The following is an 11293-nucleotide window of genomic DNA, read 5'->3' on the forward strand; positions in this document are numbered from 1 at the left end:
AGGAACCGATTGAGGAATCACCGGAGCGTACTTTAACGTACGTAAGGATGATGACGAATGAGGTGACAAAGAGATTCGACGCTTATCAAAGCCGAATAGGTTAAGTTATGAAGGGCGCACGGTGGATGCCTTGGCACTAGGAGCCGATGAAGGACGGTACTAACACCGATATGCTTCGGGGAGCTGTAAGTAAGCATTGATCCGAAGATTTCCGAATGGGGAAACCCACTGCTCGTAATGGGGCAGTATCCTTACCTGAATACATAGGGTAAGAGAAGGTAGACCCGGGGAACTGAAACATCTTAGTACCCGGAGGAAGAGAAAGCAAACGCGATTTCCTGAGTAGCGGCGAGCGAAACGGAAGATAGCCCAAACCAAGAGGCTTGCCTCTTGGGGTTGTAGGACACTCTATACGGAGTTACAAAAGAGCGAAGTAGACGAAGCGACCTGGAAAGGTCCGTCAGAGAAGGTAACAACCCTGTAGTCGAAACTTCGTTCTCTCTTGAGTGGATCCTGAGTACGGCGGGACACGTGAAATCCCGTCGGAAGCTGGGAGGACCATCTCCCAAGGCTAAATACTCCCTAGTGACCGATAGTGAACCAGTACCGTGAGGGAAAGGTGAAAAGCACCCCGGGAGGGGAGTGAAATAGAACCTGAAACCGTGTGCCTACAAGTAGTCAAAGCACATTTATGTGTGATGGCGTGCCTTTTGTAGAATGAACCGGCGAGTTACGATCCCGTGCAAGGTTAAGTTGAAGAGACGGAGCCGCAGCGAAAGCGAGTCTGAATAGGGCGATATAGTACGTGGTCGTAGACCCGAAACCAGGTGATCTACCCATGTCCAGGGTGAAGTTCAGGTAACACTGAATGGAGGCCCGAACCCACGCACGTTGAAAAGTGCGGGGATGAGGTGTGGGTAGCGGAGAAATTCCAATCGAACTTGGAGATAGCTGGTTCTCTCCGAAATAGCTTTAGGGCTAGCCTCGAGTATAGAGTCTTGGAGGTAGAGCACTGATTGGACTAGGGGCCCTCATCGGGTTACCGAATTCAGTCAAACTCCGAATGCCAAAGACTTGATTCTCGGGAGTCAGACTGCGAGTGATAAGATCCGTAGTCAAGAGGGAAACAGCCCAGACCACCAGCTAAGGTCCCAAAGTATACGTTAAGTGGAAAAGGATGTGGAGTTGCTTAGACAACCAGGATGTTGGCTTAGAAGCAGCCACCATTTAAAGAGTGCGTAATAGCTCACTGGTCGAGTGACTCTGCGCCGAAAATGTACCGGGGCTAAACGTATCACCGAAGCTGTGGATTGTTCTTACGAACAATGGTAGGAGAGCGTTCTAAGTGCAGCGAAGTCAGACCGAGAGGACTGGTGGAGCGCTTAGAAGTGAGAATGCCGGTATGAGTAGCGAAAGAGGGGTGAGAATCCCCTCCACCGAATGCCTAAGGTTTCCTGAGGAAGGCTCGTCCGCTCAGGGTTAGTCGGGACCTAAGCCGAGGCTGAAAAGCGTAGGCGATGGACAACAGGTTGAAATTCCTGTACCACCTCATTACCGTTTGAGCAATGGAGGGACGCAGGAGGATAGGGTAAGCGCGCTGTTGGATATGCGCGTCCAAGCAGTTAGACTGGTAAGTAGGCAAATCCGCTTACCGTAAGGTTGAGCTGTGATGGCGAGGGAAATATAGTACCGAAGTTCCTGATTCCACACTGCCAAGAAAAGCTTCTAGCGAGGTAGAAGGTGCCCGTACCGCAAACCGACACAGGTAGGCGAGGAGAGAATCCTAAGGTGATCGAGAGAACTCTCGTTAAGGAACTCGGCAAAATGACCCCGTAACTTCGGGAGAAGGGGTGCTTTTTAGGGTGAATAGCCCTGAAAAGCCGCAGTGAATAGGCCCAGGCGACTGTTTAGCAAAAACACAGGTCTCTGCGAAGCCGCAAGGCGAAGTATAGGGGCTGACACCTGCCCGGTGCTGGAAGGTTAAGAGGAGGGGTTAGCGCAAGCGAAGCTCTGAATCGAAGCCCCAGTAAACGGCGGCCGTAACTATAACGGTCCTAAGGTAGCGAAATTCCTTGTCAGGTAAGTTCTGACCCGCACGAAAGGTGTAACGATCTGGGCACTGTCTCAACGAGAGACTCGGTGAAATTATAGTACCTGTGAAGATGCAGGTTACCCGCGACAGGACGGAAAGACCCCGTGGAGCTTTACTGCAACCTGATATTGAATTTTGGTACAGCTTGTACAGGATAGGTAGGAGCCTTGGAAGCCGGAGCGCCAGCTTCGGTGGAGGCGTCGGTGGGATACTACCCTGGCTGTATTGAAATTCTAACCCGAAGGCCTTATCGGCCTTGGAGACAGTGTCAGGTGGGCAGTTTGACTGGGGCGGTCGCCTCCTAAAAAGTAACGGAGGCGCCCAAAGGTTCCCTCAGAATGGTTGGAAATCATTCGTAGAGTGTAAAGGCACAAGGGAGCTTGACTGCGAGACCTACAAGTCGAGCAGGGACGAAAGTCGGGCTTAGTGATCCGGTGGTTCCGCATGGAAGGGCCATCGCTCAACGGATAAAAGCTACCCCGGGGATAACAGGCTTATCTCCCCCAAGAGTCCACATCGACGGGGAGGTTTGGCACCTCGATGTCGGCTCATCGCATCCTGGGGCTGTAGTCGGTCCCAAGGGTTGGGCTGTTCGCCCATTAAAGCGGTACGCGAGCTGGGTTCAGAACGTCGTGAGACAGTTCGGTCCCTATCCGTCGTGGGCGTAGGAAATTTGAGAGGAGCTGTCCTTAGTACGAGAGGACCGGGATGGACACACCGCTGGTGTACCAGTTGTCCTGCCAAGGGCATAGCTGGGTAGCTATGTGTGGAAGGGATAAGTGCTGAAAGCATCTAAGCATGAAGCCCCCCTCAAGATGAGATTTCCCATAGTGTTAAACTAGTAAGATCCCTCGAAGATGACGAGGTTGATAGGTCAGAGGTGGAAGCATGGTGACATGTGCAGCTGACTGATACTAATCGATCGAGGACTTAACCAAACTGATGAATGTAGGAGCGTTATCTAGTTTTGAAGGAATGAATCCTTCAAATAGTCTAGTGGCGATAGCGAAGAGGTCACACCCGTTCCCATACCGAACACGGAAGTTAAGCTCTTCAGCGCCGATGGTAGTTGGGACTTTGTCCCTGTGAGAGTAGGACGTCGCTAGGCACACACAAGATTAGCCAATATGGTTGGTCTTTTTTTGTGCTTAAATAAATCATTCGGGAATCGTGAACCTTTTTAGTGTTGAGTTAATAAAAAGCATAATGAAGTATTATTATCGAGCTATTATCAAATTGAAAAACGATAAATGGAAAACCCTAGACTCTATAAGCTGTGAATCGCCTAACCGAAAAACAACAAAGGTATAAACGGTATACCACATATCTATCCCAGTTAATTCATTTGTTAAAAACCTAGGGTCTTCTCTGGATTACAACTGCAATATACATACTAAGCCTTCAAACCCCATCAATTTTCTCCTTTAAAAAAAGATAAAGTAGAAAAGGTACTTTGTCTGCTGATACTGCTAGAAACTGTCTAATAAACGGATAATCATTACTAGAATATGAATGAAGCAATTCGCTCCACCACTCTGTTTCATATCTTGATATCATACTTAGATTGTACAGTAATAAATAATGCGTCATGATTTCTGGGAAGAACGTTAATAGTTCACGCTCCTTTGGCAAATAATAGTTATTTTCGTATAAATGATATAAAAGTGGAGAGCTTGCCAGTGGCAAAGGAAAGTTTGTTGTATTTATCTTTAATGAAATAGGATTACGATTTTCTCGATTTGTTTCTTCATTACTTTGAGAAGTTGAAAAGGGTAATGTGTGTGCAATGAAATCCAGGAATCTCCGCGATGTCATGTGATAACTATCTAATGCATCTGTCGGAATGACAAGCATTTTTCCATCGATTACGGGTGTTTCAAAATAGCAATGTTGTTGAAAATGTAAACTAAACAAATTTTGTAATTCAGGAATTCTTTTAAATAGCTGTTCCATTGTGAACTTTTCGCCTTCCATCTGTTTCACATGAAACATACGTTCAGAAAAATGTGAAAACAATCCGTTTTTTTGGACCTTCACTTCATCATGGAAAAACTCATAGCTTTGCTTTTTTCGTTTTCTAGTTGAGACTCCGTGAGCTAGTACAGAGGTTGATTCTGGATACTGAGGATCAACGGTAAGCAGACAAGCCTTCAACAACTGTACCATGCCGTAAAAAAGAAGAACGGGCTTAATGGATAGTGGAGCATTTTGAGAAAGTTGATAGTAATTTTGACCATGCTCCAAATAATATATAAAGGGATAGCTGTTTTCATAACTTTTTTTCTCAGCATCGGGGACAGCAGCTTTTTCATAGCATTTTTGAAGTACATGTTGAGTAGTATTTGCAGCATGTAGTGCATTAAATGATTGCCAAATAAAACGATAATCCAACAAATTCGAAACCTCCAATAACAAGCAAAAGAAAGTGCAAGACTAAGGGTAAGTAAATAATAAAAAACTCAGAATAATTAAACTTATCATTCCTTTCTTGACAGTAGTTTACCCAGTTGATAATCTACTAATAATATTTTTCAATCGAAGGGGGATTTATTACATGTGGGAAACGAAGTTTGCTAAAGAAGGATTAACATTTGATGATGTATTATTATTACCTGCAAAGTCAGAAGTATTACCTAAAGATGTAAATCTTGGGGTTCAGTTAACAGAGACACTTAAATTAAATATCCCGATTATTAGTGCAGGTATGGATACTGTTACAGAGCACGAAATGGCAATTGCCATGGCGCGTCAAGGCGGATTAGGTATCATTCATAAGAATATGTCTATTGAGCAACAAGCCGAACAGGTTGATAAAGTGAAACGTTCAGAAAGTGGCGTAATCACCGATCCATTTTTCCTAACTCCAAGTCATCAAGTATTTGATGCAGAGCATTTAATGGGGAAATATCGTATCTCTGGTGTCCCAATTGTAAATAACCCACAAGAACAAATCTTAGTTGGTATTATTACCAATCGTGACCTTCGTTTTATTCAAGATTATTCCATTCTGATTTCTGATGTCATGACAAAAGAAAATCTCGTGACTGCCCCTGTTGGTACGACTTTAGAACAGGCGGAAAAGATTTTACAAAAGTATAAAATTGAAAAACTTCCACTTGTTGATGAGAGTGGTGTATTAAAAGGACTTATTACGATTAAGGATATTGAAAAAGTAATTGAGTTTCCTAATTCTGCAAAGGATGCACAGGGACGTTTATTGGTAGGAGCAGCTGTTGGTGTATCAAAAGATACGGCGCCACGTGTTGCGAAGCTTGTAGAATCTGGAGTTGATGCAATTGTTGTTGATACAGCACATGGTCACTCAGCAGGTGTTCTTGAAACAGTAAGAAAAATTCGAAATCAGTATCCAGACTTAAATATAATTGCTGGTAATGTGGCAACTGCTGAAGCAACTCGAGCTCTAATTGAAGCTGGTGCTAGTGTTGTAAAGGTTGGTATTGGGCCTGGTTCAATTTGTACAACACGTGTTGTTGCAGGTGTTGGTGTTCCACAGATTACAGCTATTTATGATTGTGCGACAGAAGCAAGAAAACATGGTGTCTCGATTATTGCGGATGGTGGTATTAAATTCTCTGGTGACATTGTAAAGGCATTAGCTGCAGGAGGACACGTAGTTATGCTTGGTAGCTTACTTGCAGGTGTATCCGAAAGCCCAGGTGAAACAGAAATCTTCCAGGGTCGTCGTTTTAAGGTATATCGCGGTATGGGTTCTGTTGCTGCAATGGAAAAAGGAAGTAAAGATCGTTACTTCCAGGAGGATGCAAAGAAATTTGTTCCTGAAGGTATTGAAGGACGTCTTCCATACAAAGGACCACTTACAGATACAATCTATCAGTTAATTGGTGGTATTCGTTCAGGTATGGGGTACTGTGGTACAAAGAATCTTGAAGAGCTAAGAGAGAATGCTCAATTTATTAAAATGACAGGTGCAGGATTACGTGAGAGTCATCCACATGATGTTCAAATTACAAAAGAAGCACCAAACTATTCAACATTATAAGCTAAATTCCGACAATATAATCCATTGGTAGGATTTTTATATTAAGGTAGATAGAGTCATGTACTCTGTCTATTTTTTTTGGTGCTGATGTGTTAAAATGATTTTTGTGTGTAATACGAAAGTGGAGGTTTAAAACGTGAAAAAACAAACACAAAAAAGATTGATTTTAAGTTTTATAGCAGTCTTTTTGCTATCGCTAATTGTGGGGCAAGTACCTCCGGCAAAGGCGGCTCCTGCTCTTGATATAAATGTAAAAAATGCAATATTGATAGATGCAACTACAGGTAAGATCCTATATGAAAAAAATGCCGATCAAGCAGCACCAATTGCAAGTATGGTTAAAATGATGACCGAGTACTTAGTATTGGAGGCTATTGATGAAGGTAGACTTTCATGGGATCAGACGACTCAAATTAGTCAATATGCCTATGATATATCTGCGAATAATAACTTCTCAGGTGTTGGCTTACGATTAAATCACGATTATACGGTTGAAGAGCTTTATAAAGCAATGGCGATTTACTCTGATAATGCAACAACGATTACATTAGCAGAATTACTAGCTGGTTCTGAAGGCGAATTTGTAAAGTTAATGAATAAAAAAGCAGAAGAATTAGGTCTTCCTGACTATGAGTTTGTAAATAGTACAGGGCTATCGAATTCTATGTTAGGTGACAATTATCCTGAAGGAACAAGTCCAGATGGAGATAATATGCTTTCTGCAAGATCTGTAGCTTTATTAGCCTATTCATTAATTCGGGATTATCCTCATGTTTTGGATATTTCGAGTATCCCACAACTTGATTTCTATGGTGAAAAACTTGATAACTGGAACTGGATGTTAAAGCATGATCCAAGTGTTTCTCCATACCTTGCTCAATTTTATTATGAAGGAATGGATGGGTTAAAAACAGGTACTACGCCTGCAGCTGGTTATTGTTTCACTGGAACAGCTGAACGAAATGGGAAAAGATTAATTTCTGTAGTAATGGGTGCTACTAGTGAACCTGAACGCTTCAGAGAAACAAGTAAATTGTTAGATTACGGTTTTAATAATTTTGAGCAAATTGAAGTTTACCCTGAAGGCTACCAATTAAAGGGTAATAAAGATCTAAAGGTTGTTAAAGGAAAAGAAAAAGAAGTAGAAATTTCAACTGAAGCACCTGTGAGAATTATTGTTCCAAAGGGTGTAGATAAGTCAGCATTTAAAGCAAAGTATGTGTTTGATAAAAAGGTTGTTTCAAAAGACAAAGAGTTAACAGCACCATTTAAAGAGGGAACAAAGGTCGGCCATATGGCAGTTTCCTATGATGGCGATGATTTAGGATATATCACACCAGGCGGCGGTGATAAATTACAGGTTGCACTTGTAACAGATAAAGGCGTTGAGAAGACAAATTGGTTTGTTCTCATGATGAGAGGAATCGGCGGCTTCTTTGGTGATATTTGGTCAAGTGTAGCGAATACCGTAAAAGGCTGGTTTTAAGCTTTAATTGGTAACATCCTCCTTCTATTTATAGAGGGAGGTTTTTTCAATATTATCCACTGTGTACTATTTTGATACAATTACTAGGAAATATAGAAAAATTGCGTTAGAATAATCTTAAGATTTTTTTAATGGGCATTTATATATTATCTATCAAAATATGATATGATAAAGCCTATAAATAATAAGCTAAATTAACATCTAATAGGGGGAATCGTAGTGGCAAATACAGGTACAGATCGAGTAAAACGAGGAATGGCTGAAATGCAAAAAGGCGGCGTCATTATGGACGTTGTGAATGCAGAGCAAGCTAGAATAGCTGAGGAAGCGGGTGCTGTGGCAGTAATGGCATTAGAGCGTGTTCCAGCTGATATTCGTGCAGCAGGTGGAGTAGCTAGAATGGCAGACCCAACAATAGTTGAGCAAGTAATGAATGCTGTTACTATTCCTGTTATGGCAAAAGCTCGTATTGGTCATATCGTAGAAGCAAGAGTATTAGAGGCTATGGGTGTTGACTATATTGATGAGAGTGAAGTATTAACTCCAGCAGATGAGGAGTTCCATTTAAATAAACGTGATTTCACTGTTCCATTTGTATGTGGATGCCGTGATTTAGGTGAAGCAACTCGACGTATTGCTGAAGGTGCATCCATGCTTCGTACAAAGGGTGAGCCTGGAACAGGAAATATCGTAGAAGCAGTACGTCATATGAGAAAAGTAAATGCTCAAATTCGTAAGGTTGTCGGTATGAGCGAAGATGAATTGATGACAGAAGCGAAAAACTTAGGGGCGCCATTTGAATTATTACTTCAAATCAAACAAGAAGGACGCTTACCAGTTGTTAACTTTGCAGCAGGTGGTGTTGCAACTCCAGCAGATGCTGCATTAATGATGCAACTCGGTGCTGACGGTGTGTTTGTAGGTTCTGGTATTTTTAAATCAGACAATCCTGCAAAATTTGCTCGTGCAATTGTTGAAGCAACTACACATTATCAAGATTACGAATTAATTGCCCATCTATCAAAAGGTTTAGGAAATGCTATGAAGGGTATTGAAATTTCATCATTATTACCAGACCAACGCATGCAAGAACGAGGCTGGTAAGATAGAAGGTGTTCAGTCGTGGTTAAAATTGGTGTTTTAGGGCTGCAGGGGGCTGTAAGGGAACATGTTCGTTCAGTAGAAGCCTCTGGAGCAGAAGCAGTGATTGTAAAAAAAGTAGAACAGCTTGAAGAAATTGATGGATTGATTATCCCTGGTGGGGAAAGCACTACAATGCGCCGTTTAATTGATAAATATCATTTTATGGAACCACTTCGTACATTTGCAGCACAAGGAAAACCGATGTTTGGTACGTGTGCAGGGTTAATCCTTCTAGCAAAGAAGCTAGTTGATTATAAAGAGCCTCATCTTGGGCTGATGGATGTAGCGGTTGAACGAAATTCATTTGGCCGTCAACGTGAGAGCTTCGAAGCAGAGTTAATGATACCTGGGATCGCTGAGGATTTTGTAGGTGTGTTTATTCGTGCACCACATATTGTAGAAGCGGGAGAAAATGTTGAGGTCCTTGCAAAACATGATGGTAGAATTGTGGCAGCGCGCGAAGGGCAATTTTTAGGCTGTTCTTTCCATCCAGAATTAACAGATGATCATCGTTTTACTGCATATTTTGTAAAAATGGTCGAAGAATCAAAAGCGAAAAACCTTGTATAAACAATCAAAACATGGTAAAACTTAAGATAAATAATTAAATGAAAAATCTATGATAGGAAATAGTAACTTGTTTTTTTTCTTAAGAGAGTCGGTGGCTGGTGTGAACCGACGAAAAAGGCTTGTGAATCCATCCTTGAGTGAAATACTGAACCGTAAGTTTTCTAGTAGGTATTTTCGGTAAATCCGTTATCTTTTTCAAGAGGGGGATACTTGTATCCTCAACTAGGGTGGTAACGCGGGTTAACTCTCGTCCCTTTTTTTAGGGGCGGGAGTTTTTTATTTGCCGTTTAGCTGTCGATAAGCAGCGAGTTTCTTCGTTGGCTTGATTCAAGACAGTCACTGGGAGGGTTTCATTTTTACGGTATTTACTACATAGATTTTAGGAGGTTTTAGTGATGTTAGATATTAAATATTTACGAAGCCATTTTAATGAGGTAAAGGAAAGACTTCAATATCGTGGTGAGGATTTAACGGACCTTGGGCGTTTTGAAGAATTGGACCAGACACGCCGTGGGCTTATTACGAAAACTGAAGAGCTAAAGAGCCGTAGGAATGAGGTCTCTGGCCAAATTGCAGCTTTAAAAAAAGAGAAAAAGGATGCTGACGCTCTTATTTTGGAAATGCGTGAGGTAGGAGATCAAATCAAGGAATTGGATACGGAATTAAGGGGTGTCGAGGAACAATTAGAACATCTCATGTTATCTATACCAAACATTCCTCATGAAAGTGTGCCTATTGGTGAATCTGAAGATGACAACGTTGAAATTCGCAAGTGGGGTGAACTCCCTGAATTTGGTTTTGAACCAAAACCACACTGGGAAGTTGCTGATCAACTTCAGATTTTAGATTTCGAACGTGCAGGAAAGGTTACTGGAAGCCGTTTTGTGTTTTATAAGGGGCTTGGAGCTAGACTAGAAAGGGCATTATTTAACTTTATGTTAGACCTTCATGTGGAGGAGCATGGGTATGAGGAAGTCATCCCTCCATATTTAGTGAACCGTGCAAGTATGACTGGAACAGGCCAGCTTCCAAAGTTTGAAGAGGATGCATTCCTCATTGAAAGTGAAGACTATTTCTTAATTCCAACTGCAGAGGTTCCGGTTACGAATCTTCACCGTGATGAAATCTTGAGTGGGGCAGAACTACCTATTAAGTATGCAGCATTTAGTGCGTGTTTCCGCTCTGAAGCGGGTTCCGCAGGAAGAGATACAAGAGGCTTGATCCGCCAACATCAATTTAATAAAGTGGAATTGGTGAAGTTTGTTAAACCAGAAGACTCTTACGCAGAACTTGAAAGCCTAACAGCAAATGCTGAAAAAGTACTTCAACTACTCGGTCTTCCATATCGTGTTTTAAGCATGTGTAGTGCTGATCTAGGATTCACGGCTGCAAAGAAGTATGACATTGAAGTTTGGATTCCAAGCTATGAAACGTACCGTGAAATTTCTTCTTGTAGTAACTTTGAAGCTTTCCAAGCAAGACGTGCAAATATACGCTTCCGTCGCGACAGAGATTCTAAGCCAGAACATGTTCACACATTAAATGGTTCTGGACTTGCAATTGGTCGAACTGTAGCTGCGATCTTAGAAAATTACCAACAGGAAGACGGTACAGTCATCATTCCTGAAGTATTACGTCCATATATGGGGAATAAGGAAGTAATCGGTCCGAAAAAGTAAGAAAACGAAATGGCCAGGATTTTCTTTTATCCTGGCCTATAAAAAATTTATTAAATAATGTTGACATCCACTTTTGAACTATGGTATATTAATTTTTGTCGATACGGAGGAATACCCAAGTCCGGCTGAAGGGATCGGTCTTGAAAACCGACAGGGGTGTTAAAGCCCGCGGGGGTTCGAATCCCTCTTCCTCCGCCATATTATTGAAAATAATACTAGCGCATAAAGTATTGGAGATGAACTCGTTACTATCATGGTAACGAGTTTTTTGCTTTTTATATAAATAAGTATATTCAAAAAAG

At 41.8% G+C, this 11293-nt stretch carries 6 protein-coding genes, 1 tRNA gene, 2 rRNA genes and 1 other annotated feature; of the genes, 8 read left to right on the plus strand and 1 reads right to left on the minus strand.

The genetic code is table 11. The features are described 5' to 3' along the window. Positions 1-98 precede the first annotated feature (98 nt). A 23S ribosomal RNA gene (locus RGU12_RS23680) occupies positions 99-3030 on the plus strand. 54 nt (positions 3031-3084) lie between these two features. Then, positions 3085-3200, plus strand: a 5S ribosomal RNA gene (gene rrf, locus RGU12_RS23685). A 293-nt stretch (positions 3201-3493) separates the two neighbouring features. Here the strand turns inward: rrf and RGU12_RS23690 are convergent. Then, positions 3494-4486: a YaaC family protein gene (locus tag RGU12_RS23690; RefSeq protein WP_309538248.1), complete on the minus strand. Its 993-nt coding sequence runs from the start codon at positions 4484-4486 to the stop codon at positions 3494-3496. Between the two features lie 160 nt (positions 4487-4646). Between RGU12_RS23690 and guaB the strand changes: the two genes are divergently transcribed. The 6 genes from guaB to RGU12_RS23720 all read left to right on the plus strand — a co-directional run bounded on the left by guaB (position 4647) and on the right by RGU12_RS23720 (position 11189). Then, positions 4647-6113, plus strand: coding sequence for an IMP dehydrogenase (gene guaB, locus RGU12_RS23695; RefSeq protein WP_309538249.1), 1467 nt, complete (start codon positions 4647-4649; stop codon positions 6111-6113). 136 nt (positions 6114-6249) lie between these two features. Then, on the plus strand, positions 6250-7599 hold the full coding sequence (locus tag RGU12_RS23700; protein ID WP_309538250.1) for a D-alanyl-D-alanine carboxypeptidase family protein: 1350 nt from the start codon (positions 6250-6252) through the stop codon (positions 7597-7599). Between the two features lie 219 nt (positions 7600-7818). Beyond that, complete coding sequence (gene pdxS / locus RGU12_RS23705; RefSeq protein WP_309538251.1) at positions 7819-8703, plus strand: pyridoxal 5'-phosphate synthase lyase subunit PdxS; 885 nt, start codon at positions 7819-7821, stop codon at positions 8701-8703. An 18-nt stretch (positions 8704-8721) separates the two neighbouring features. Then, a complete protein-coding gene (pdxT, locus tag RGU12_RS23710; RefSeq protein ID WP_309538252.1) occupies positions 8722-9312 on the plus strand; it encodes a pyridoxal 5'-phosphate synthase glutaminase subunit PdxT in 591 nt (196 codons plus the stop codon). A 40-nt stretch (positions 9313-9352) separates the two neighbouring features. Then, positions 9353-9570: a binding site (T-box leader), on the plus strand. A 137-nt stretch (positions 9571-9707) separates the two neighbouring features. Beyond that, positions 9708-10991, plus strand: coding sequence for a serine--tRNA ligase (serS, locus tag RGU12_RS23715; RefSeq protein WP_309538253.1), 1284 nt, complete (start codon positions 9708-9710; stop codon positions 10989-10991). Between the two features lie 105 nt (positions 10992-11096). Beyond that, a tRNA-Ser gene (locus tag RGU12_RS23720) sits at positions 11097-11189 on the plus strand. Positions 11190-11293 lie beyond the last annotated feature (104 nt).

The organism is Ferdinandcohnia sp. QZ13 (assembly GCF_031324165.1).
Lineage (GTDB): Bacteria > Bacillota > Bacilli > Bacillales > Bacillaceae_L > Ferdinandcohnia.

What these genes read in the sequence shown, in the direction of transcription:
- guaB (WP_309538249.1), top strand. Translation starts at nt 4,647, where the DNA reads ATGTGGGAAACGAAGTTTGCTAAAGAAGGATTAACATTTGATGATGTA.
- serS (WP_309538253.1), top strand. Translation starts at nt 9,708, where the DNA reads ATGTTAGATATTAAATATTTACGAAGCCATTTTAATGAGGTAAAGGAA.